The 19,162-nt window shown below is 63.8% G+C and carries 23 protein-coding genes, 1 tRNA gene, 1 pseudogene and 1 riboswitch; of the genes and pseudogenes, 12 read left to right on the forward strand and 13 right to left on the reverse strand.

The window, feature by feature from the left end:
- Positions 1-85: 85 nt before the first annotated feature.
- Positions 86-706, reverse strand: coding sequence for a TetR/AcrR family transcriptional regulator (locus IB263_RS10990; protein ID WP_192438481.1), 621 nt, complete (start codon positions 704-706; stop codon positions 86-88).
- A gap of 83 nt (positions 707-789) precedes the next feature.
- Between IB263_RS10990 and IB263_RS10995 the strand changes: the two genes are divergently transcribed.
- The 3 genes from IB263_RS10995 to IB263_RS11005 are packed head-to-tail and all read left to right on the forward strand — an operon-like array spanning position 790 to position 2,581.
- The gene (locus IB263_RS10995) at positions 790-1,605 is read left to right on the forward strand and encodes a crotonase/enoyl-CoA hydratase family protein (RefSeq protein WP_192438482.1); all 816 of its coding nucleotides are present in this window, start codon (positions 790-792) and stop codon (positions 1,603-1,605) included.
- Between the two features lie 50 nt (positions 1,606-1,655).
- Entirely contained in the window at positions 1,656-2,018 is a 363-nt protein-coding gene (locus tag IB263_RS11000; RefSeq protein ID WP_034791974.1) for a helix-turn-helix transcriptional regulator, read from the forward strand.
- A complete protein-coding gene (locus tag IB263_RS11005) occupies positions 2,015-2,581 on the forward strand; it encodes an SRPBCC family protein (protein WP_090294387.1) in 567 nt (188 codons plus the stop codon). The genes IB263_RS11000 and IB263_RS11005 overlap by 4 nt, the downstream gene beginning before the upstream one ends.
- 69 nt (positions 2,582-2,650) lie before the next feature.
- Here IB263_RS11005 and IB263_RS11010 read toward each other — a convergent pair whose 3' ends face one another.
- Together IB263_RS11010 and IB263_RS11015 are read right to left on the reverse strand one after the other, a co-directional pair.
- Positions 2,651-3,130, reverse strand: a complete 480-nt coding sequence (locus IB263_RS11010; protein WP_034791970.1) for a DUF1772 domain-containing protein — start codon at positions 3,128-3,130, stop codon at positions 2,651-2,653.
- Complete coding sequence (locus IB263_RS11015; protein ID WP_192438483.1) at positions 3,127-3,957, reverse strand: NAD(P)H-binding protein; 831 nt, start codon at positions 3,955-3,957, stop codon at positions 3,127-3,129. Before IB263_RS11015 ends, IB263_RS11010 begins: the two co-directional genes overlap by 4 nt.
- Positions 3,958-4,061: 104 nt before the next feature.
- On the opposite strand from IB263_RS11015, the gene IB263_RS11020 reads away from it, so the two are divergent.
- From IB263_RS11020 to IB263_RS11030, 3 genes are all read left to right on the forward strand, one after another.
- Complete coding sequence (locus IB263_RS11020; RefSeq protein ID WP_060515856.1) at positions 4,062-4,754, forward strand: TetR/AcrR family transcriptional regulator; 693 nt, start codon at positions 4,062-4,064, stop codon at positions 4,752-4,754.
- A riboswitch (cobalamin riboswitch) is annotated at positions 4,753-5,015 on the forward strand. It overlaps the preceding gene by 2 nt.
- 40 nt (positions 5,016-5,055) lie before the next feature.
- Positions 5,056-5,232 (forward strand): CbtB-domain containing protein, encoded by a 177-nt coding sequence (locus IB263_RS11025; protein ID WP_034791966.1) that lies wholly within the window; start codon positions 5,056-5,058, stop codon positions 5,230-5,232.
- Between the two features lie 197 nt (positions 5,233-5,429).
- Positions 5,430-6,227 (forward strand): CbtA family protein, encoded by a 798-nt coding sequence (locus IB263_RS11030; RefSeq protein WP_110818702.1) that lies wholly within the window; start codon positions 5,430-5,432, stop codon positions 6,225-6,227.
- Between the two features lie 38 nt (positions 6,228-6,265).
- Here the strand turns inward: IB263_RS11030 and IB263_RS11035 are convergent, their stop codons facing one another.
- Together IB263_RS11035 and IB263_RS11040 are read right to left on the reverse strand one after the other, a co-directional pair.
- Complete coding sequence (locus IB263_RS11035; RefSeq protein WP_246810993.1) at positions 6,266-7,132, reverse strand: ferric iron reductase; 867 nt, start codon at positions 7,130-7,132, stop codon at positions 6,266-6,268.
- Between the two features lie 2 nt (positions 7,133-7,134).
- Positions 7,135-8,481: a glucoamylase family protein gene (locus IB263_RS11040; protein WP_192438484.1), complete on the reverse strand. Its 1,347-nt coding sequence runs from the start codon at positions 8,479-8,481 to the stop codon at positions 7,135-7,137.
- Between the two features lie 147 nt (positions 8,482-8,628).
- Between IB263_RS11040 and IB263_RS11045 the strand changes: the two genes are divergently transcribed.
- The 3 genes from IB263_RS11045 to IB263_RS11055 all read left to right on the forward strand — a co-directional run bounded on the left by IB263_RS11045 (position 8,629) and on the right by IB263_RS11055 (position 10,729).
- Positions 8,629-9,423, forward strand: coding sequence for a DUF1194 domain-containing protein (locus tag IB263_RS11045; protein WP_034791962.1), 795 nt, complete (start codon positions 8,629-8,631; stop codon positions 9,421-9,423).
- A 118-nt stretch (positions 9,424-9,541) separates the two neighbouring features.
- Entirely contained in the window at positions 9,542-10,249 is a 708-nt protein-coding gene (locus IB263_RS11050) for a GntR family transcriptional regulator (RefSeq protein WP_192438588.1), read from the forward strand.
- 240 nt (positions 10,250-10,489) lie between these two features.
- Positions 10,490-10,729, forward strand: coding sequence for a DUF982 domain-containing protein (locus IB263_RS11055; RefSeq protein WP_034791960.1), 240 nt, complete (start codon positions 10,490-10,492; stop codon positions 10,727-10,729).
- A 158-nt stretch (positions 10,730-10,887) separates the two neighbouring features.
- Here IB263_RS11055 and IB263_RS11060 read toward each other — a convergent pair whose 3' ends face one another.
- Together IB263_RS11060 and IB263_RS11065 are read right to left on the reverse strand one after the other, a co-directional pair.
- Positions 10,888-11,904, reverse strand: a complete 1,017-nt coding sequence (locus IB263_RS11060; RefSeq protein ID WP_192438485.1) for a glycoside hydrolase family 26 protein — start codon at positions 11,902-11,904, stop codon at positions 10,888-10,890.
- Between the two features lie 186 nt (positions 11,905-12,090).
- A complete protein-coding gene (locus IB263_RS11065; protein ID WP_034791958.1) occupies positions 12,091-12,444 on the reverse strand; it encodes a hypothetical protein in 354 nt (117 codons plus the stop codon).
- Positions 12,445-12,486: 42 nt separating this feature from the next.
- Here IB263_RS11065 and IB263_RS11070 point away from each other — a divergent pair, with 42 nt between their 5' ends.
- Positions 12,487-12,915, forward strand: a complete 429-nt coding sequence (locus IB263_RS11070) for a hypothetical protein (protein WP_162732993.1) — start codon at positions 12,487-12,489, stop codon at positions 12,913-12,915.
- 358 nt (positions 12,916-13,273) lie between these two features.
- Positions 13,274-14,464 carry a glycosyltransferase family 4 protein gene (locus IB263_RS11075; RefSeq protein ID WP_192438486.1) on the forward strand — a complete coding sequence of 397 codons (1,191 nt, stop codon included), beginning with the start codon at positions 13,274-13,276 and terminating at the stop codon, positions 14,462-14,464.
- Between the two features lie 74 nt (positions 14,465-14,538).
- Here IB263_RS11075 and IB263_RS34685 read toward each other — a convergent pair.
- From IB263_RS34685 to IB263_RS11095, 3 genes and pseudogenes are all read right to left on the reverse strand, one after another.
- Positions 14,539-14,957 (reverse strand): annotated as a pseudogene (locus IB263_RS34685) (hypothetical protein); the annotation flags it as partial.
- 20 nt (positions 14,958-14,977) lie between these two features.
- Positions 14,978-15,304: an ATPase inhibitor subunit zeta gene (locus IB263_RS11090; protein ID WP_060515850.1), complete on the reverse strand. Its 327-nt coding sequence runs from the start codon at positions 15,302-15,304 to the stop codon at positions 14,978-14,980.
- Between the two features lie 200 nt (positions 15,305-15,504).
- Positions 15,505-15,580, reverse strand: a tRNA-Ile gene (locus IB263_RS11095).
- 259 nt (positions 15,581-15,839) lie between these two features.
- Here IB263_RS11095 and IB263_RS11100 point away from each other — a divergent pair.
- Positions 15,840-16,580, forward strand: coding sequence for an SIMPL domain-containing protein (locus tag IB263_RS11100; RefSeq protein WP_034803426.1), 741 nt, complete (start codon positions 15,840-15,842; stop codon positions 16,578-16,580).
- 749 nt (positions 16,581-17,329) lie between these two features.
- Here the strand turns inward: IB263_RS11100 and IB263_RS11105 are convergent.
- The 3 genes from IB263_RS11105 to IB263_RS11115 all read right to left on the reverse strand — a co-directional run bounded on the left by IB263_RS11105 (position 17,330) and on the right by IB263_RS11115 (position 19,051).
- Positions 17,330-17,716 carry a hypothetical protein gene (locus IB263_RS11105; RefSeq protein WP_034803430.1) on the reverse strand — a complete coding sequence of 129 codons (387 nt, stop codon included), beginning with the start codon at positions 17,714-17,716 and terminating at the stop codon, positions 17,330-17,332.
- Positions 17,717-18,123: 407 nt separating this feature from the next.
- A complete protein-coding gene (locus tag IB263_RS11110) occupies positions 18,124-18,528 on the reverse strand; it encodes a ketosteroid isomerase-related protein (RefSeq protein WP_192438487.1) in 405 nt (134 codons plus the stop codon).
- Between the two features lie 100 nt (positions 18,529-18,628).
- On the reverse strand, positions 18,629-19,051 hold the full coding sequence (locus tag IB263_RS11115) for a secondary thiamine-phosphate synthase enzyme YjbQ (protein ID WP_034803443.1): 423 nt from the start codon (positions 19,049-19,051) through the stop codon (positions 18,629-18,631).
- Positions 19,052-19,162 lie beyond the last annotated feature (111 nt).

Here is a 19,162-nt window from a genome sequence, read left to right on the forward strand (position 1 = left end):
GACGCCTACTGGTTGTTCGGCTGATAACGATACAGCCCATACTGCCCGCCAACGGCAGCCGATTGAAAGCGGAAATCGCCTCGCTTCAGAATGAAGCCGCCGCATGTTCCGATGGCGCCTTCGGGTTTGCTCCGGCAAGCGCCACCCGCACAAGCGTCGCCGCAGCCTTGCCCGCCACCTCCATGTAGTTTGGATCCCGGTGCAGCAGCACGACCGCGAAACTGCCGTCGAGCAGCAGCAGGATCTGCTTTGCCAGCACGGCCGGCTCGGCGACACCGGCTTCGGTAAAGGTCTCGGCAATCCAGTCCTCGAACTTCTTCTTGTGGGCGGCACCGATGCGGATCGCCGGATGACCGGGCATGTTGGCAAGCTCGGCGGAGGTGCGCAGGAAGCCACAGCCCTTCCATTTCGGATGGCGCGCCGCCCGCGCCAGGTTGACGAAGATCGCCTCGACCTTGTCGGCAATGTCCCCGTCGCCCGCGTCGAACCACTTGCGGAAGAGTTTCAGATTGGGCTGGTCGCGGCCTTCGAGATAGGCGGCGATCAGCTCGTCCTTGCTGTCGAAATGATAGTAGAGCGTGCGTTTGGTCACGCCCGCGGCTTCCGCCACCGCATCGACGCTGACGGCGCGGATGCCCTCGGCATAAAACAGCTTTTCCGCCGCTGCGACGATCAGGTCCCGGGTCGATTTCTCTGCTTTCGCCATCTCTCGTGTATACCGACTAGTGAATATACATGGCATCTTCCCTCACCTAGCCTCTCCCCGTCAACACCTGCCGGAGAGCAACCATGTCGAACACCGTGCTGATGCAGATTTCCGAGGGCATCGCCCTCCTCACTCTCAACCGCCCAGAGAAACTCAACGCGCTGAACTACGAGCTGATCGACCGGCTCATGAGCCTTCTCGACCAGATCGAAGCGAACGACGCGGTCGGCGCCGTGATCATCACCGGCGCCGGCGACCGCGCCTTTTCCGCCGGCGGCGACATTCATGAGTTCTCGGAAAGCGTGGCCAAGGGCGTAAACCCGGCCGTGCGCGATTTCGTCCGTCGCGGCCAGGGCCTGACGGCCCGGCTCGAAGCCTTCCCGAAACCGGTCATCGCCGCCGTCAACGGGCTTGCCTATGGCGGCGGCTGCGAGATCACCGAAGCGGTGCATCTCGCTGTTGCCAGCGACCGGGCGCGTTTTGCCAAACCGGAAATCAAGCTCGGCATGCCGCCGACCTTCGGCGGCACCCAGCGCCTGCCGCGGCTCGCCGGCCGCAAGCGCGCTCTTGAACTGCTGCTGACAGGTGAGGATTTCTTGGCCGATCGCGCGCTGGAGCTGGGGCTCGTCAACCACGTCGTCGCTCATGAGGAACTGATGTCGGCCGCCCGTGACCTGGCAAAACGCATCATGGGCCACTCCCCGCTTGCAGTGCGCTCGATCATCACCGCCGTCACCCGCGGCCTCAACATGTCGATCGCCGAGGGGCTGCTGGTCGAAAGCGAACAGTTTGCCCAGATGGTGCCGACCGACGATCTTGCCGATGCGCTTGCCGCCTGGAAGGGGCGGCGCCTCCACGACGACCCACCGCGGCCTGGTCTCTTTTCGCGATTCTTTTAAATTCAACCGAACGGTTGACAATTAGGTCGAGCGAGAGGATATTCAACAATATGGTTGAATATCAGAACGCACATCTCGATGCCGTGTTTCACGCGCTTTCGGACCCGACGCGGCGCGCCATGCTCCAGGACCTTTCGCAGGGCGAAAGACTGGTGGGCGAGCTTGCGGCGCCGTTCTCGATCTCGCTGGCCGCGGCATCGAAGCACATCAAGGTGCTGGAAGGAGCAGGTCTGGTGCGCCGCGAAGTGAAAGGTCGCACGCATGTGTGCCGGCTCGATGCCGCGCCGATGCATGCAGGCATGGAATGGATGCGCCACTACGAAGCCTTCTGGCGCACCCGCATCGACGCACTCGAGGCGCTGCTTCTCGCCGAAGACGCCACAATCCAAACTGATCCGGAGGAAAAGCCATGACTTCGTCTGCCACAGCCTTTGCCGGCGCCGACTACGGCCGTGTCGTCGCACCGGACGCGGTGCGCATCGAGCGCCTGCTTCCCGGCCCGATCGAGCGGGTCTGGTCCTATCTGACGGAGGAAAGCAAGCGCCGGCTCTGGATGGCGTCCGGAACGATCGGATCGAAGGAAGGGGCCGAGGTCGAGCACGTCTTCCGCCATTCGGAACTGACGACGGAGGACGATCGGCCACCGCAGAAATACGCCGAGCACGCCGGCGAGGTGCGCAATTACGGCCACGTGCTCGCCTGGGAGCCGCCACGACTACTGGCCTATACCTGGAACGAAGAGACCGGCACCCCGTCGGAGGTCCGCTTCGAGCTCAGCCCCCGCGGGGACAAGGTGCTGCTCGTCGTCACCCATAAGCGCATCGCCGACCGCGCGGTCATGACCAGCTTCTCCGCCGGCTGGCACGTGCACCTCGACATTTTGCGCGCTCTGCTCGAAGGCGAAAAGCCGGCAGCCTTCTGGAGCAAGTTTGCCGACCTTGAAGCGCAATACGACGCGCGTATTCCGAAGCCCTGACGGCGGGATGGGCTTGAAGGTCAGGACGCGTGCAGGCGCCGGCAAGGATCGACTTGCCGGCGCTTTTCGTCAGGCTCGGGCGAAACCGAGAACGAAAAACGCCAGCGCGCCGATCGAGGCCCATGTGCGCACGTGGTTCCACCAGACCCAATCGGTCAGATAGCGCTCACGCCAGAGATCGGTCGCCGCCTGACCGGGGGCTGCCGCGGCGAGTGCGTCATTCATCGGCACGTTGAAGACAATGGTCACCAGCAGCACGCCAACGACATAGGCAATGCCACCGGCGGCAAGCCACCACCTGCCCTCGCCCCCCGAGATGAAGGCGACGACGACGAGCGCCAGGGCGAGCAGCGCCGTGCCCATGAAGGCGCTGAGGAAGATCGGGTTCTGGATCACGACATTGATGGCGTTCATCGCGGCGATCCCCTGCTCCGGCGGCAGCCGCGACAGGGCCTGCATGATGCAAACCGAGAAGATGAAGAACAGCCCGGCCATCAGGCCGGAACCGATCGCGGCGGCAAACGCCAGAGCGGGGATCAGCGGGATCATGCGGCAAGACTCCAAACACCAGTTGCTGCGGTTTCCCGGGCGTAATCGGCAAAGTCGCGCGGACGCCGCCCAAGCACGCGCTCGACATCGGACGTCATGCTGGAATTGCGTCCGTCGAGCACCGAGGTGAAGAGATAGCGGATGAGTTCGACATAGTCATCCGGCACGCCGTCCGCCTTGAGATGCGCTGCGAAGTCGGAAACCGGAATGGCCTGATAAGAGATCCGACGGTTGGCGGCCGCGGCGATCTCGGCGACGGCCTGGGCAAAGGTCATCAGGCGCGGGCCGGTCAAGGCATAGACCTTGCCGATATGCGCATCGTCCAGAAGGGCCTCAACCGCCACGTCGGCAATGTCGTCGCAACTGACGAAGGGCTCGGTGACCTCGTCCACCGGCAGGAAGACCGAACCACTCACCACGCCGTCGGCCAGGAAACCTTCGTCGAAATTCTCGAAGAACCAGCTGCCCCGGATGACCGTCCAGTCGGCGCCGGAGGCCTGCAGCGCACGCTCGGAGGCTTCCGCCTCGTCCTCGCCGCGGCCCGACAGGAGCACCAACCGTTTGATGCCGGAGCGAACGGCAAGGCTCGAAAACTTGGCGATGACGTCGGCGGCGCCCGGCACCGCCAGATCGGGCTGGTAGCAGACATAGATGCGATCGACATTTTCAAGGGCGGGCGTCCAGGTCGCCTCATCCGTCCAATCGAAGGAAGGCGACGCCGAACGGGCGCCGATGCGGACCGCTATGCCCCGCTCCCGAAGGCGATCGGCCACCCGCCGCCCCGTCTTGCCGGTACCGCCCAAAACCAGTGTGACTTTCTGAGACATCGTTTCCTCCTGAGGTTCCACCAACAAACATGAGCATCTCTCACATTTGCAAATGTGATAAATCCTCGTATTTTAGGAGTCAAGTCAAAATGTGAGCATTACTCATGATTCCCGATGCAAGTCCCGCCACGCTTCCCGCTGACGACGAGCCTGCGCTGCGCCGGACGCCGAGCCAGAAGCGCAGCCGCGAGCGCGTCGAGCAGATCCTTGCCTGCGCGACGGCGCTCATCCAGGAGAAGGGCAGCGACGCCATGCGCATGAGCGAAGTCGCTGAAAAGGCGGGGATTTCGATCGGCTCGCTGTATCAGTACTTTCCCGACAAGGCGGCAATCGTGCGCACGCTGGCCGAGCGCTACAATGCGGTCTGCAACGAGTGCATCGCGGCCGAACTGGCCAAGGTCACGTCGATAGCCGAACTGCGCGACGCCTTCTCGCTGCTGTTCGACATCTACTACGACATGTTCCTCGCCGAGCCGGTCATGCGCGACATCTGGTCGGCGATGCAGGCCGACAAGGCGCTGCGCGAGATCGATCTTGCGCAAAGCCGCGCCGGCGGAAAGCTGCTTGCCGATGTCTGGGCCCGGCTTGTGCCGGAGACACCGCGCGAAGAGATCGACAGCGCCGCCTTCCTGATCATGCATCTCGGCGACTGCACCATGCGACTTGCAGTCTCGGTCGACCGGGCCGAGGGTGACCAGATCGTCGAAGCCTACAAACGCATGACCATCAAGGATTTTGTCGCGGATGGACCGCGCGGCGGCGCGCACTCAATTGACAACTCCATGACACAATCCTAATCATCTGGGATCGATTGGTTCCCGGGACGCGAACGTGTTTCGGGAGTAAACGGGAATGTGACGGATGGACCCAAGCTGGGCATTCAAATCACGGCCGACCCCGCGACTGTAGAGCGACGTCGATCCACCGTTCCGGAGCGATCCGGAAGAAGCCACTGGCAAGACCGCGAGAGGGCGGCCGAGCTGGGAAGGCGAGGCAGATCGAGGGCATCGAGCCCAACGCCGTGAGCCAGGAAACCTGCCACTCGATACGGGCATAGGGCCCAACCGGGAATTTCCCGATGCCATCACGGAGGTTGTCATGGCTACGTCTACCATTTCGAGCACCCCGCTCTCCCTCAGCGATCGTCTGACCGCTGGCGTCATCGCGCTCTTCATCGGCGCATTCCTCGTCTTTGGCGCCGGCCTTGCCAACTCGGCAGTGCTGCACGACACGGCGCACGACACCCGCCACTCCTACGGCTTCCCCTGCCACTGACCGATGCGCCGGAACGTGAACAACGTTCCGCATCGAACAATCTGCGGACCTGAACGCATCCGGCCCGAGCCGGATGGAGGCCTGCGCGCATCCCGGTTTTTCCGGCGCGCGAAGGCCATCCGCAGCATAGGGAAAATGGGAAGGCTCAAGGACCACGCCACAGGGCGTGGCTTTTGTCGTTATCGAGGGATTTCAAGATGATTGTCAGAACGCTTCTGGCCGCGATCGTGGCTGGATTGATTGCCGGTGTCTTCATGACCGGCGCCCAGGAACTGCGCGTCACACCGCTGATCCTGCATGCAGAAGAATTCGAAGGCGAGGCACCGGCCGCTACCGAACAGCCCGCCGCCCAGCCGGGTGCGGCACAGCCGGCCGCAGAAAACCACGACCAGCATTCGTCGCTCAAAGCCGTGTCGCCGTTCGGCGCTTTCCTCGACGCTTTGTCGCCGATCACCCCGGCCTATGCCCATGAGGGCGAGCATGAGGAAGGCGGCATCATGTTCGGCATGAGCCGCTTCTCCGGCACGCTGATGGCGAACCTCGTCACAGGTTCCGGCTTCGGTCTGCTGCTCGCCGGCGTCAGCCTGGTGATCGGCTACCCGATCACGCTCAGGAACGGCGCGCTGTGGGGCGCCTGCGGCTGGCTTGCCGTGCACATGCTGCCGGCGATCGGTCTGCCGCCGGAACTGCCGGGCTTTCCGGCAGCCGAACTCGGCGACCGCCAGACCTGGTGGCTGGTGACAGTGGCGCTCTCCGCCGTCGGCCTCTATCTCGTCGTCCTGCGCGAGGAGATCGTCTCCAAGGTCGCAGGCCTGGTGCTGATCGCAGCACCCCATGTCTACGGTGCGCCGCAGCCGCTCGATATCACCAGCAACGTTCCGGCCGTGCTCGGCGCCGAGTTTGCGGTTGCCGCACTCGCCACCACGCTTGCCTTCTGGATCGTGCTCGGCGTCGTCTCCGGCTTCATCAACGAGCGCTTCGTCAAGGCACAGTGATCACTGATCACAGATCGTCAGCAAAGCGACGGCGGGGTTCAGGTCCCGCCGTTTTGCATGAGATGCGCCGCCAGCCGCGCGCGGCGATCTTCCGGCTCCAGCAGCACGCAAGTGTCGCAGAAGCTGCCCCCTTCCGTCTTGAAGTAGAGACAGCAGCCGCAACGGATCCGATACTGGCGCGACAGCTGAGCGCCGCTTGCCGGATCGAGAGCCGCGATCTGCTCGTAGCAGAGCTCCTCTGAGTAGAGCCGCGAACCCGGTCGTTTGACGATCGCCAGCGCCTCGGCCATGCCGCGCGCCTCGTCGCCGATCGCGCGGCCGATTTCCAGGAACGCGCCGGCCAGGGCATCGGCCGCGACCCGCCATTGCGCCCCGCTCGACAGCCCTGCTCGCGCTTTCAGAACCGCAACGACGGGTGCCAGATGGGCGATGAAGCCCTGTTCGAATGCGCTGGCGCCTTCGCCACCCTGGCGCTCCTTGGCCGGCGGATGCAGGCGAAAATGATAGCGCTTGCCCGCGATTTCGACGCCACGGTGAAGCCGCGTCCAATCCTCGAAACGAATGCCGGCCACCTCCGCCTGCAACCCGGCGCCGAGATGGAACGCGCCAAGGACCACGCTCAGCTGGCGGCTATAGAAGGCGATCAGATGCGCCGCCCGGATCCGGTCGGTCATGCCGACCCCGAAGAAATCCTGATAGGCGAGCCCCGCCTCAAGGCCAGCGCTGCCCGCAGCCCAGAAGTCGCCCGGCGCGCTGAAATCACTGGCCGCCGGCCCGAGCGAGACGGCAGCCTCGGGAAACTGGGTACGCAGATGGTCGGCGACGGCCAGCGCCTGCGGCGCAAACGCCGCGGTCTCCGCTGTCGGCCGATGGTCGTTCAAGCGCATGCCGTCTCCGTCGTCCATTCTCATCCTCTGGCGCGGGATGCGGGCGGATTACCACACGCGCCTTCCCCCTCCTGCAGCCAGCCACCGTCGAAGCCCGCCCGTTCAAGGCCGAGGCGGATCGCCGGCATGCTGCGCATCAGCGCCCAGCTAAGGCCGCTTTGCCAGTTCTCGATCATCATGACAACGAGGCCCTGGTCAAGACCGACGACCCGCGCATCGATCCAGCCCTCCGGGCCTGCGCCGGCGGCCAGGCTCGGGTTGAAGCCGCCGGGAAAGCGCCCTTCGCTCAGAAGTCCCGGATAACTGTCTGCCATATGCACGAGGGAGGCCTGCGCCGCGTCCGGCTCGAACGGCAGGCAGGCGAGCGGCGCCCAGGGCACGAGCGTGCCGTCATCAAGGCCGTAGGGTGCGCCGCGGTTCACATAGCCGAAAAGCCGCTGCTGGCGCCCATCCGCAAGCCGCAGCCGGCCGCGCGGCGCATGGCAGGCGCTCAGGCCCCACAGGTCCTCGCCATATCCGGCGAAACCGCCGGGATTGGAGCGCGCATGGTCCCGCTGCAAGGCGATGGCGCGTCGGGTATTCTCGAAATAGTCCGTCCCCCGCTCCCGCATCGGCCGGTCGGAAAGCCCGCGCAGATCGAGCCAGGCCTGCGGAAAGAGATGGATGAAGAGTGGCGCCGCATGCAGATGCGGCCGGCCGTCGACGGGAATCCAGTCATGGCCCTCGGCAAAGGCCGCATAGTGCTCCGGTTCGATCGAATGGTCGGGCGCGCCGAGTGCCAGCACATAGAGCAGCAGCGCTTCGCTGTAACCCCGCCAGCGATGCTTCAAGAACCGCCCCGGCGGCCGCCAGCCCATCGTCAGCGTGTCGCCCCGATTGAGCGCCCAGCGCCAGTCCACCCGCGCATAGAGCCGATCGGCAAGCGCGCGGATCTCGCATTCGTCCGCATCCCTACCGGAAAAATATGCAGAGGCGGTCAGGCAGCCGGCGATCAGCAGCGCCGTATCGACGGTCGAAAGCTCGCTCTGCCAGGTGCGCTCGCCGGTCCGCATGTCGAGGAAGTGATGGTAGAAGCCGCGATAGCCGGTCGCCTGCCGGTGGCGGGACTGCGGGCTTTGGACAAGGAAGCGCAGCGTCGTCGCCACCCGCCGCGCCGCATCGCTGCGCGAAAGCCAGCCGCGCTCGACGCCGATCGGATAGCAGGAAAGGCCGAAGCCGGTCGCAGCGATGCTCGCCGGCGCGCCCGGCAACGCGGTGTCGGCGATCAGTCCGGTGACCGGATCCGAATGTTCGAGGAAATACCCGAACGCCGTCTGCTGCAATCGATCGATCTGAAATCGCTCAGTATTTTCCGTACGCTGCGGCATTTCGCCTTTCCTGTCCGACATCCGGCCTCATGCAGGACCCGGCAAAATCACTCTTTAGTGAAGGCCAACTACACCCAAACGGTCGCCGAAATCCAATCTTGTGTTACAGTCTTCTAATCTGACCGCGCGCAATGACTGGTTGAAGCGATGTTGAGCGTGTTGGCGTTACTCCTTTCATTGAGTGGTGGCCCGAGCCCATCGACCGCCGAGGCGACGAATGTCGACGTCGAACTGATCCTGGCGGTCGACATGTCCGGCTCGATGGATCTCGACGAGGCCCGCATCCAGCGGGCCGGCTATGTCGAGGCACTCCGGCATCGCGACTTCCTTGATGCGGTCGAAAGCGGCCAGCTGGGCAAGATCGCCATCGGCTATTTCGAATGGGCCGGAACGGTGAACGAGTCCTCCGTTGTCGCCTGGAAGGTCATCGACAATGCCGCCGACGCCGACGCCTTCGCCAAGCTGATCGAAGCGCGGCCGGTCGGCACACGCCGCGGCACCTCCATCTCCAACGCCATTACCTATGGCACGGCGCTGATCGATTCCAACGCGTTCAGCGGCGTGCGAAGGGTCATCGACATCTCCGGCGACGGGCCGAACAACATCGGCCCGCCGGTGCTTCCAGCCCGCGAGATCGCGATCACGCGCGGCATCACCATCAACGGGCTTGCTATCCTCATTCGCCCGTCGGTTTCGACCGGCCCGCTTGACCAATATTATGCCGAATGTGTCATCGGCGGCCCCGGCTCCTTCGTGCTGCCGGTTCACGAGCCCGAAGATTTCTCCATCGCGATCCGCCAGAAACTGGTGCTCGAAGTCAGCGGCCTGCCACCACCGCCGACCATACGCTATGTCGATGCCTTCCCGGCGCCCGATTGCCTGATCGGCGAGAAATTGCGACCGGGCTTCCTCGACCGGGTCTATCCGGAGCTCGACAAGTAGCCTCGCTCGACCTGACGATGCCCCGCAACCTTTGCGCGTCAGATTGTCGTTTCCCTTCGCTTCGTCCGACGATAAGATGGTGCGTTGCTTCGCGGATCGATTCATGTCCTTGACCACCATGCCCCATCAGGCCGAACTGGCCACAGACCCGACCACCGACACCGGCAGTCAGCACATCCGCGATACATTGCGCGATGCGATCGTCGAGCGGCGGCTTGCGCCTGGCACGAAGCTTTCGGAAAGCGACGTCGGCGAACTGTTCAACGTCAGCCGAACGCTGGTGCGCGCCGCCCTGCAGGCGCTGTCCTATGAGGGCCTCGTCAACGTCGAGAAGAACCGCGGCGCCTTCGTTGCGCACCCTTCGATCGACGAGGCGCGCCAGATCTTTGCGACCCGCCGGCTGATCGAGCCCGGCGTCGTGCGCGCTGCCGCCGCCCAGATCGGCAAGGCGGAGCTTTCCGAACTCAGGCGCATGCTGGCAGCCGAGCGCGAACTGACCGAACAGCGCGGTCAATCGGCCCGTCGTGCGGAAATCAAGGCATCGGGCGATTTCCACCTGGCGCTTGCCGACCTCTCGGGCAACACCATTCTGCGCCGCTTCATGGACGAGCTCGTCGCCCGCTCCTCGCTGGTCATCGCGCTTTACGGACAATCGACCGTTTCGAGCTGCGGCCACAGCGAACACGACGAGATCGTCAACGCGATCGAGCGTGGCGACATCGACGCGGCCGCGCGGCTGATGGTCCACCACATCGACCATATCGAAGCCGACCTCGACCTGCGCGTTCTGAAGTCGACCGACCTCAAGGCAGCGCTGGAACTCTAGTGCCGCCAGCTGCGCCTGGATTTTCAAAGCTTTTCAACACCGGTCCGAGCTCGATGGAGCTCCCCGCCGCACCTCCCTTCGTCCGCCGTCGGCAAAAGCGACGCAACCAAAAGATCAGGTTCGCAAAGCCGGAGAGAACCCGCCTGCCGTCAGCGCGAATAAAATCGGTCGACAACATGGAACCATCCCGCTGCTCTCGCGTTGCCCTCTCGCTCGAAAAGACTGTGAACGAGGAATGCAATGAGCGAGAAACTCTTTCCCACTCCCATCCCCCTGAAACTTTCGGCACGACGGCAGACCGTGGTCAGAACGGTGTTCGAAGCCGTGGAACTGCTCAGGCAGTGGCCGGGCCGTCGTGGCCGGGAATATCGCGCAGCCCTCAGACGCTGCCTGGATGCGCTGGATGGATTGACGAGTACGGACCGGGCGAGCCGCTGCTTTGCCGCAGCCGCCCGGGAATCGGGCCTGTTGCTGGCCTGATCCGGGCGACCGGGATGATCCGGAACCGCAAAGGTGATCCGGGATATCAAGGGCTCGGAGTTTGAAGCTTTCACGATGCGCCGAAGGACGATCGGCGCATCGCCCCGACCGAAAGCACCTCAGCTGCGATCAGCAAGATTTCATGCCACGCGCGGCGATCAGTCGGCGAGTTCGGCCGCTTCCTTCGGTCCACGGTCGGCAAGCGCCTTGAGCGCCGCCTTGTCGAGCCGCCAGTCCGGCGCGCCGTAACCGAGCGGCCACTTGTACGGCTCCTTGTCGTTGAAGAAGACGACGGTCGTCAGAAGCGGGAAGGCCTGGCGGTAGGTCTGCTGATCCAGGATTTCGGCATACCATGCACGCTTGTAATCGGCCGAGCCGGAGACCCCGAGTTCGGCAACGATCACGGGCTTGCCGTAACGCGAAACGCGCTGGTACTTTTCCTTGAGCGCTTCGCCGAAGCGACGCTCGCGGCCCCAATAGTCGACGTCCATCTTCTGCAGGCCCCAGACCGGGATGCCGATCGCATCGACGACATCGTCGCCCGGATAATAGGCCGCGAGATTGCGATGGCCCTTCGGCGACCAGACGTAGCGGGCGGCCGGCGCGAGTTCCCGGCACTTGCTGACGAAGTAGCGGAACGCCGTCTTGTAGCCTTCGCTGTCGCGCCGCGCCCAGGGATAGCGCTCGCCGGGCTCTTCCATCTCATGGCCCCAGCGAATGTAGACCGGCCCGCGGAAGTCGGCGGCGCGCGTGCAAATATCGGTAATCTCGCGATCGAAGCGGCCATTGCCGATATCGGCAAACAGCCGGTTGCCGCCGGCGCGCCAGTCGGCGGCATGGGTATAGGGCTCGACCGAAAGCATCAGCGCCCGCCCCTGTCGCGCGGCATTTGCGAACTTCCGTTTCAGCTGCGCCCGATCCGGCTTCTGCCAGTAGACGAAGACATGCTCGAGTGTCAGCGCGTCGCTGGATGCGACCGCATCATGCGGATCGTAAACACCGATTTCGACCGTGCGTGTTTCCCGCTCCCTTGCCTCAGGCGTGATGGCGGCGGTCGTCAGCGACCGATCAATACCGTCTACGGGATCCTGCGCGCGGCCCGGCGTGACTCCGGCAACCGCCAGAAGCGCCAGCGCGCCAGCACCGAGGACCGATCTTGGGACAGCAATAGGCAACGATTTTCTCCGGCGTGCCACATCTGGCACCGCATAAAACCAGACATGGCTTGCTGCGCGCTGGAAGCCGGTGCGATCGCGAGGCCGTGGGCGTCATGCCCGGATGGCAAAAAGGCCGCCGCCAAGGCTGGCAACCGCCCCGTCTCCATGATCGATTGCGCCTGCCTTCCCGAACGCGACAGACTGTTAGAGCGAGGCTCTGAGGAAACAGTGTGACGTGCGCCCGAAGCCGCTCGGCGAGCAGATATAGGGGGCGCGGCCGAGGTAGGTTGCCGTGCGCCTGCGCGTCGGTGCCGGCTCGACGATGTCTTCATCCGCCTCGGCGATCTTCAGCTGCTTCTCTTCCTTGCGGACCTTGATCGAAGGGCTCGCATAGGCACTCGAATGGCCCGATGCAAACAGCGGCGTTTCGCTGACGACCGTCGACGAGCAGCCGGCGGACAGAAGCAGGAGGCTTAGAACTGATGTCGTCGGTACGAGAAACTTGAAACCCGAAACGGCGGTGCGGCCTACGCCGGCACATGCGGTTTTGATTCGCATAAACGTCCTTTCGAATAGCGGTCCAGCCGCCTGGGGCTTCCTTTGGGCGAAAAGGCGGCGATCTTCAACCCCCTTTTTCATTATTCATTGCTTAAATTAACAATTCCTTTCTTAGAGATTCCGCCATGGTTGTGCCGCCGCTTTCGCCCTGCGCTGGCGAACATCGACGCCTTGCGGACGGCGGACGCAGGCATCGGCGCGGGCTATGAGCGAAACAATACGGAAAAGCAAAGGCTTGCCGGGTTCCCTGTATCACGGCATCGGCGAACGGCGACCCGTCTCTGCCGCTTCCGCGCCACCACGCCCGGTGGCAATATCCGGCCGATGCTACGGCTGATGTCCCCGGACAAAAAATCGACCCCAGCCACCGGTTCTCCGCTGGAATCCGGACGGCGGCGGCTGGCGGGGACGACGGGCCGCTGCCATTCGCTATTTTTAGCTATCGCGCATTTACGGATCCTTGACCTCTGACGGCCACCTTGGAGCGAGGCGCAACATGTTTGAGCGTATGCGCCCACTCCAAAACTGCCCGCCTCCCGCGGGCATTTTTTTTGCGCGCACGGTAGCCCTGCGAGCACCAGCCGCCCGGTATTCCCAGAGACGACACCTTCCCCCGCGCGCCGCTTCAACCCGCCCCATCCTCGGCGCCCATTGCACGGGCTGAGGCCTTCCAACGTCTGGTCTTGCCTTGCCGATGGGACATGCGAACTGCGCGCCGGCCAGCCGCGATCGGCTGTTCGCCAGCGCGTTTACCACACTGCGAAAGTCCCATTGCGAGAATTTAAGGAGTTGTTAATAATAGAAAGCGGAGAGCGAGGGGCAATCCAAATTGGATCAAGATACAGGTGCCGACATCGTCGGAGCCGCCGGCATCGCTGGCGCGCGCATAACCATCATTGTTTCTGCACTCGGCGCCGGCGGCACCGAGCACGTCGTCAGTCTCGTTGCCAGCCACTGGGCCCGCCTCGGCTGCACCGTCACGGTGATTACGCTCGAAGCGCCGACCTCCGAACCCTATTACAGGCTCGATCCGCGCGTCACCATCGAGCGGCTCGACGTGCCGGTTCAGAAGGCTGGCAAGCTGCGGGCCGCCTGGCTGGTGGCAAGGCGGCTCTACCGACTGCGCTCGACGATCAGCCGCACCCGTCCCGACTTCGTGCTGAGCTTCCTGACGCGCACGAACGTGCTGACGCTGCTCGCAACGCGAGGCCTCAGGCTCCCGGTGATCGTGTCCGAGCGCAACAACCCGGCGGCGCAGCCCTTCGGCCCCTTCTGGAAATGGCTGCAGCTTCGTCTCTACCCGCGCGCCTTTGCGCTGGTGACGATGACCAAGGGCGCGCTGGACTATTTCCCGCCGAATGTTCGCCGCTCCAGCCGGGTGATCGCCAATGCGATCAATCTGCCCGACGGCTGGCAAAAGAAGCGCGGCAACAATGTGCTCACCGCCGTCGGGCGCCTGACTGAGCAAAAGGGCTTCGATCTGCTGCTCGAAGCCTTCGCCAAGGCGGCCAGCGACCACCCCGAATGGAAGCTCGTCATCTGGGGCGAAGGCGAGGCGAGAAAAGCGCTGGAAGCCCAGCGCAACGCGCTCGGATTGGCCGACCGGGTGGAAATGCCCGGCGTCACCGCGAAACCCGGCCTCTGGGTCGAAACCGCCGACCTCTTCGTCCTGTCATCCCGCTACGAAGGCTGGGGCATCGCCCTGCTTGAAGCGATGGCCGCAGGCCTCCCCGTCGTCTCCTTCGCCTGCGAATGGGGCCCGACCGACATGATTGCCAACGGCGACGACGGCATTCTCGTCGAAAACGGCGACATCAACGCCCTGGCCGAAGCCCTCTCCAACCTGATGGGCGACGAGACCCTGCGCGCCCGTCTCGCGGCCAACGCCGAAGCCAATGTCCGACGCTACGACGCCGAACATATCCTCTCCCAATGGGACGCCGTGGCGCTCTCGGCACTGGAAAACTCGAGCACCCCGAGGGCCACGATGAAGCCCCGGGCCATCCCCGCTTCCGGCTAAGGATCTGGCCGCGTTGGCGGAGACAACTGCGAACGTGGCCTCGGAAAGGGTATGTCCTGTCAAAGCGGTCGCGACAGGCGAGCGCTTTGTAGACCAATGCTGGTCAGCGTGCCGCCATAGTTGAAGACCCGGTAGATGCCGGCGCCGAAGCTGCCGCCGGAGGAGACGGAAACGTTGAGCGTGCCGTCGAGCACCAGGTTGCCACCGACATCGACAAGATCGTTGAGCGCGCCACCGGCGACATTGGCCTGGCCGAATTCGAAATCGACGATGGAAGCGGCAGCGAGCGACAGATTGCCATTGATCGTCAACGTTCCCGGGCTGTTGCCGAGCGCCAGCGTGCCGCGTCGTTCACGACGACGCTGCCGCCGATCGTGCCGTTGCCGCCGAGCACGGCGCCAGAACCAACCGTCGTCAGTCCGGTTGCAATCGACTGGTTGCCGTTGACCAGCAGCTTGCCGGCATCGACGTTCGTGGCACCCGAATAGCTGTTGCGCCGGAGAGGATCGTCGCTCACGATCCTTGCATGAGGTGACGTGCAATCTGCACCAGCGCTGCATCGCTGCCGTCTGACCCCTTTGTTCGTTTTCCCGCCTCCAGCCAGCAGACGTTCATGACCGCCAGAATGTCGTCGTCCGATTGGACCACGCCTGCCGCGTCAAAGTCTCTTCGAATGATCGCAAGAATGTCGCTGCGTTCGACGTCCAGCGCCGCCATCGCAAGACCATCCGAGTAGGTCTTGGCATTTTCGCCGGCAAGGGCCAGTTTCTCCGCCGCCCAAAAGCCAACCAGCTTGTTGCGACGTACGATTCGCACCATTTCCGCGCCCGGACCAGCCATCGAAATTCTCCATTGCTGCCTGGCCGGCCATCCTAGCAGAAACCACGAGGAAGAGGGTTGGATTATCCGACGTTGGCGGAACATGCCGTGCGCAATTTCGCGTCGTGCAAAGTCGCTGGAAGTGTCCCCAACCTGCGCGCACATCAAATCTGGGCAAAAATCAGCCAGAAAACCTAGAAAATTCAATGTTCGCAAGTGATTGGTGGGCCCGGAGGGACTCGAACCCCCAACCAAGCGGTTATGAGCCGCCGGCTCTAACCATTGAGCTACAGGCCCACTCTGGATCCGCTCCTGTCCTTAAACCGTAACGGTCCAGGGATAAGACACGGGGCAGCAACTTTAAGTGCTACGGTGGCCTTTGCGCTTCTGAACGAGGCGTGGCACCGTCGTGATCCAGGCCCGCGAACCAATGGCAGTTTGCGGGTGGCCAAGGCTCTAGCGGAAAACCTTTTTGCGGACAAGCCATTGCCGCAATGCTCACACAATCGATAGCCAAGAAGACGCTTGGGACGGAACAACCGGAGAGACATTGAAGATGATTTCCACACGCACTGCCCGCACGCTTTCGATCGCCGCCTTCGCCGCAGCTTTTGCTGGCGTTGCCGCCGCTCAGGCGCAGGAGACGGACAAGGACAAGGCCACCATCGTCGTTGCCGGCGAAGGCCGCGCGACGACCGCGCCGGACATGGCAGTCCTGCAGCTGAGCGTCGTCAAGGATGGCAAGACCGCGCGTGAAGCGCTGGACGCCAACAACAAGACCATGGCCGAAGTGCTGAAGGCGCTGAAGGACGGCGGCATTGCCGATCGCGACCTGCAGACGAGCGGCTTCATGCTCAACCCGCAATACAGCTACCCGACCAACACCGACGGCAGCAACCGCGCGCCGGAGTTGATCGGCTACCAGGTGACGAACGGCGTCAGCGTCCGCGTTCGCGATCTCGCCAAGCTCGGCGAAGTGATCGACAAGTCGGTTTCGCTCGGCGTCAACCAGGGTGGCGGCGTACAGTTCACCAACGACAAGCCGGAAGCCGTGATCACCGAAGCGCGCAAGGCAGCCGTTGCCGATGCCGTTGAGAAGGCCAAGGTGCTGGCCGAAGCGGCCGGCGTCTCGGTCGGCAAGATCGTCAACATCTCCGAGCAGGGCTTCCGCCCCGAGCCGGTGCCGATGATGCGCGCCGGCATGGCCAAGGAATATGCCGCCGACGCCGTTCCGGTCGCAACCGGCGAAAACAGCTACAACGTGACGGTCAACGTGACCTTCGAAATCAAGCAGTAAGGCTTGTCAGCAACGCCCGCGGCCAAGCGCGGGCGTTCAACGATCGAACGCCCCTGGTGCCAAGGATCGGTGCCGGGGGCTTTTCTTTTGGGCGCTGGTGATCGCGATGCACTCGACTAAGACTGGGCCCGGCGCTGAACGCCGTCCGACCTCCAGGCTTAAATTTGCCGGCACCTGCTTTGACATCGCTTCCCGCGCGCGATTTGCTGCCGTCCCTCGCCCTGCGGCATCGCCCGCGACCGCTCCGCGATCTCCGCCTGGCGTCGCCCTCGCCTTCACGTCCTCGTCATCCTCGCCGCTAAAGCGGACCTCCAGCCACATCGCATGGATCGTTGGTCCCGAGTGTTCGGTCGAGGAGATCCTTGGCAGGTGTTCCGGGCGATGGCTGACACATGGGCTGGATCCGGTCTGAAGAAGATCAGCCGATGCCTAGGCCGCAGATGTCCGCGATGGAATTGCGCCGCGCGTTCATTCGTCTGGCAATGCTAGAGGGCAAACCGGCCGGAGCCTTGCCGTCGGTTCGGCAACTACGGTGCCTGACACGACGATCGCCCGAGCGGACGATTCGCACGTGTGGACCGCGCTGTCGGCCTGATCCACTTCGCTTCGTTCACGCGTCCCGACCAGGGCTGCGCGCAACCGGCGCCCCTTGGTCGCTGCGGCGTCAAACAAAAAGCCCCCCATGCCTTGGCATGAGGGGCCATTCTTCCGCCGGCCGGGGGAGACGAGGCGGGAAGATTGCTTAGGTGTTACCAACGGCCGATCGTCGGGCAGCCGCGGGCGTTCGCAAACACGATCGTCTGGCGTTGGCCGTGGCGACGGCCTTCGACGACGACGCGGCGCGAAGAGACGTCGGCGACATAGGCGCGGCGGAGTCCACGATCGCGGGCCTTGTCGACGGCCATCCAGGGCGCGCAACGGCCGCGGCGGTCACGGTCCCAGTGGCGGTCACGGCCGCGACCCCAGTCGCGCTCGTCACCGTAGCCGCCGTCGTAGTCGCGATACTGGACATCGACGCCACCGCGCGGGCCGAAACCGAATTCGATCGATTCCGCCGAAGCGGTGGAGGCGGCACCCAGCAGGCCGGTAAGTCCGATGACGGCGGCGGCAGCGGCGTTAAAAAGGCGGTTCTTCATAAGATCTCTCCAAGCTTGAAGGGTTCGAGGGGCAATCACCGTCCCAAGCGATTGATCAGAGAATAGGGTCGCCAAGCTGAACGACAGCGGAACCCGATGTTCATGGGACGTTCAGATTGCCAGAACGTGATGACCACACGCGCGTGGAGGAGACTTTCGTGCAAGTCACAGTCGATAAGGCATTGCTTATAAACAAGTATTTCGAAGGGCTTTGACCGCGGCCAAGGCGCTGGGACGCGCCTTCGCCTGCGCTTGGACAAGCGGCGAATCAGCCGCCGTCATCGGCGTGCCAGAGGTGATTCGCGCCCGTATTTTCCCGATCAAGACATGATCGGTCATCCGGCGGTCAGTAAGAAAACTTGAAAATGAAGGGGCGCGACCGTCAGGAGCGGTCGGCTACGCGTCGCTCAGCCGGCAAGCGCCCGCTCAAAGACGCGAATATTGCGATAATGGCTGAGGCGGGTGATGGCGCCGTCCTCGATCTCGAAGACGAGCACGCTGGGAATGGAGTAGCTCTGGCCAGTCGCAGGGGGAAAGCCTTCCATGGTCTCGCGGTAGGTGCCCCGTACCGTCAAATCGGCGGCCACGCGCTGGCCGAAGGCATCGCGCATCAGTACCACGTCTCCGAACTGCTCGTCGAATCGGCGCAGATAGTTCATCAGCCAGGCGCGCAAGGGGCCGACGCCGACGGTGCGTTGACCGGTCAGCGAATCGAGTTCGATGTCCTCATGCACGAGCCGCGCCAGCGCCTCGAATTCCCGCTGGTTCAGCGCCTCGATAAAGCCGCTGGCAATCGTCTGTGCATCGGTCATTCCGGTTCCTCCCTAGCCTCGAAGGCCGGTTCCCAAGCCCTTGCTCTCGCCCCTTTATCTAGAACCCTTGCGCCGCCGTTCAATCGTCGGCGCCGGCCAATCAGGCGGAAAGATGCAGGACGATCTCGCGGCGATGCGGGCGGTCGCGATGCTCGAAGAGGTAGAGCCCCTGCCAGGTGCCGGTGAGCATCCGGCCACCACTGACGGGAATGCCGAGCGATACCGGCGTCAACGCCGCCTTGATATGTGCCGGCATATCGTCGGGGCCTTCCTGGGTGTGCACGATCCAGCGCATGGAGGGATCCGAGGACGGCGGCACGAGGCGGCGGAAAAAGGCGTCCAGATCGCGCTTCACGTCCGGGTCGGCGTTTTCCTGGATGAGAAGCGAACAGGAGGTGTGCCGCACGAAGACCGTGAGCAGCCCCTCGCCTGCCGCGTTGGCGCGCACGAAGGCCGCCGCCTCGTCGGTAAATTCATAGAGCCCCTGGCCATGGGTGGCGATGGTGATGCGCGTTTGCGGCATGAAGGCCTCCGGCAGGCGGTCGCATCCGCCCGAGAGGCGGTGCGACCCGTTGATATGCCCAATGCTTTTATCCCCGGACCGTTCCCGGTCCAAGGCGATCTGCCGCAATCC

Origin of the sequence: Ensifer sp. ENS03 (assembly GCF_014852035.1) — a bacterium.
Lineage (GTDB): Bacteria > Pseudomonadota > Alphaproteobacteria > Rhizobiales > Rhizobiaceae > Ensifer > Ensifer adhaerens.